Origin of the sequence: Pseudomonas antarctica (assembly GCF_900624995.1) — a bacterium.
In the GTDB taxonomy this organism is placed as follows: Bacteria; Pseudomonadota; Gammaproteobacteria; order Pseudomonadales; family Pseudomonadaceae; genus Aquipseudomonas; species Aquipseudomonas antarctica.
Window position 1 is genome coordinate 1 of record NZ_UYXQ01000221.1, and the last position, 3,286, is coordinate 3,286.

Below are 3,286 nucleotides of genomic sequence, written 5' to 3' on the forward strand. Positions count from 1 at the left end.
GAACAGAATACGCGCAAAGTTCGGCTCGTCTTCCACCACCAGGATGCAACGGTGGGTGAATGGGGCCTTGTCACGGTCATCGGCAAAGCGCGGGATCTGTTGGGCATCTGCCACCGGCAGTGGTGAAACCGCGATGGGCGCTGGCGCGGGGGCCGCCACGGCCTGGCGCGGCTGCTCGATGGGGGCAGCGCCCTCCTCGCGTTCGACGTACTGCTCCGGTAAAACCAGGGTAAACACACTGCCCTTGCCCGGTTCGCTGGTCACGCTGATATAGCCGCCGAGCAACGTGGCCAGGTCGCGGGAGATTGACAGGCCCAGGCCAGTGCCGCCGTAGCGACGGTTGGTGGTGCCGTCAGCCTGGCGGAAGGCTTCGAAGATGCTTTCCTGCTGATCCAAGGCGATGCCGATGCCGGAGTCGCGCACGGTAAACGCAATGCCCTCGCCTGGCGCTCGAGACACCGACAGGCTGACCGCGCCCTGTTCGGTGAACTTGATCGCGTTGGACAGCAGGTTCTTGAGGATCTGCTCCAGGCGCTGGCGGTCGGTGAACAGCAGGGTCGGCGCATCGTTTTGCACTTCTACCTGGAAGGCCAGCTTGCGGTCGGCGGCCAGCGGTTCGAACATGCCGCGCAGCCCGTCCACCAAACGCACGACGCTGGAGTTTTCCGGGCGCACTTCAAGTTTGCCGGCTTCGACCTTGGAAATATCCAGAATGTCGTTGATCAGGTTGAGCAAGTCATTACCCGCTGAATAGATCGACTCGGCAAACTTGACCTGTTCGGCGCTGAGGTTGTCCTGGGGGTTTTCCGCCAGCAGCTTGGCCAGGATCAACGAGCTGTTCAGCGGTGTGCGCAGCTCGTGGGACATGTTGGCGAGGAACTCGGACTTGTACTTGCTGGAGCGCTGCAATTCGTCGGCGCGGTCTTCCAGTTCCAGCTGTGCCTTGTTGAGCTCGACGTTCTTGCGGTCCATGGCGTCGCGCTGCTCGGCCAGGGTCTGGGTCTGTTCGGCCAACTGCTCGTTGGTCTGCTCAAGCTCGGCCTGCTGGGTTTCCAGGTGAGCCTGGGATTCCTTGAGAATACGCGACTGCTCTTCGAGTTCTTCGTTGGCAGTCTTGAGCTCTTCCTGCTGCACTTGCAGCTCTTCGTTGAGCTGCTGGGTCTCGGCGAGCACTTCCTGCAAACGCTGGCGGTAGCGCGCAGCTTCGATGGAGGTGCCGATATTGCCGGCAATCAGCTCCAGCAGCTCGACGTCACGCTCTTCCAGCGGGCGCAGGAAACCCAGTTCGATCACACCATTGACGCGGTCATCGTCACTGGTGGGCGTGATCAGTACGCTACGGGTCGAGCCTTCGCCGAGCCCGGAGCTGACCTTGAAGTAATCCACCGGCACATCGTCCAGGCGAATCAGGCGATCAAGCTGGGCGGCCTGCCCAACGATGCCTTCGTCGCTGTAGATCGACTGCTCCCGTTGCTCTTGTTCGCGGGAGAAACCATAAGTGGCCACGCGCTTGAGGCCGCCGTGTTCTTCACGCACATACAGCGCGGCGACGGCCGAGCCCATGTACTGGGCGAAGAACTGCAGGATGTTGCGACCCAACAGGTTCAAGGTCAGTTGCCCGAGGACCTGTTCGGCCAGTTCAGTCTGGCCGTTGCGCAGCCAGGCTTGTTGTTCCAGGCGTCGTGCGATCTTCTGTTGTGACGCGAGGTTTATGCTGTAACTCTCTGAAAGAGAAACAAGATTTTTTCTTCCGACGTAAGCCAAAAAACCACTTAAGCCCAGCACAAAGATCAGATACAACGTGACGCTGATGACGGTAGTGCGCGTGACATCTTCATTGCGGCTGATACGGAACTGCTGCTCCATCGCCACCGCATCGTCGTATTCCTTGCGAACTTCATCAGTCAAGCGCTTGCCACGGCCGGCCTTCACAGCGCCGCGGTAGTCGCCACTGGTGCGCTGCATTTCAATCATCGATTCGGCGTATTTGTTCCACTCAACCTGCAGCGCCTCCAGGCGTTTGAGGCGATCCACCTGTTGCGGATTGTCCGCCACCAGCTCTTGCAGATTACGCAAATCAGCAATGATCCGCGGTTTGGCAACTTCATACGGGTCGAGGAAATGCTCATCGCCGGTGATCAGAAACCCGCGCATGCCGGTTTCCAGGTCCACCGTCAGCTTGGACGACTCATTGAGGTTATTGAGGACCCGGTCGGTGTGCTCCACCCACTGGATGACCGACAGCAGGTAGGTGATCAGTACGACGAAAAACACCGCGCTGAGCACACCCACCCCCAGAGGCAGGGCCACGTTGCGGCTCAGGAGTTTACGAAAGCTGTTTTCATCGACAGTCGACGCGGGAGTCATGCTCATGCCTTGGCCGGGTACGGAAAAAGGGGGAGTTTGCCCGAAGACCATGGGTTAGGGCTATGTTTCTGCACTGGTTTGACGCAAAAACCTACGTACTGCGAGTGGATTTCGCGCTGATTCCGGCGGGTTTCTTCAGCTCATTACCTACTTCAAAACAGATTCCTACAGCGAAGTCGGAACGGACTTTCAAGGAAGGCCTCGCGACCCACTCGGCGGCTAAACTTGCGACCCACGTTCTGCTGGCGAGTCACGCTCCGCAGTTTCTGTTCAAAGATATTACCTCGAATGTGAAAGTCGGCGGTGTTCTCTGGGGGCAATTGACAACCGCAGCAGCCAAGATCGAAGCCCAGACACCTGGCCGGGTGCCTAACATGACCTATGCCGAGGTTATTGCCGCAGCGGAGTCCCTGCCGGCCAGAGATATCGACGTTAAACTTGCGCAGCGCGAAGTCCTAAAAGAGTTGGGATTAGGCAATGGTTTGCTGCCCGTCTTGCAAACCCGTTGGACCCCGATAAATGGCGTACTGGTTCCCTCAACGCCTGAACCAACAGAGTCACAAATGGAACAGGCCAGAGTGGCCTACAACAGTCGCATGCAGGCGCTGGTGGAGGCGTCTACTGCTTTATACACGCCACTGGCCAGTCGAAAAGAAATTGCGCTCGACTGCCTCAAAGCTGAGTTTCCGACACTTGAGCCATCGGTTTTTGAAGCCCAAGTCCTCGCAAAGGCCTACACAGGCCGCCCCGGAGCCGGCGATCCAAGGATGCGTTCCATGCTTGATAGTGTGATGGAGGGTGAAGCGCTGGGGCACACATACAAATGGATACCCAAAGACCGCAGGGTTCGGCTTAATGCGTTCAACGACTTTGCACGCTCCGAAAGGTTTCGCGCGCCGGAATTGTTCAATACCCAATT

At 58.3% G+C, this 3,286-nt stretch carries 1 protein-coding gene and 1 pseudogene; one reads left to right on the forward strand and one right to left on the reverse strand.

From position 1 onward, the window contains the following. A partial coding sequence (locus E0F99_RS29415; protein ID WP_130909118.1) for a CHASE3 domain-containing protein occupies window positions 1–2,367 on the reverse strand: 2,367 nt, incomplete at its 3' end. A gap of 62 nt (window positions 2,368–2,429) precedes the next feature. Between E0F99_RS29415 and E0F99_RS29420 the strand changes: the two are divergent. After that, a pseudogene (locus tag E0F99_RS29420) lies at window positions 2,430–3,286 on the forward strand (hypothetical protein); the annotation flags it as partial.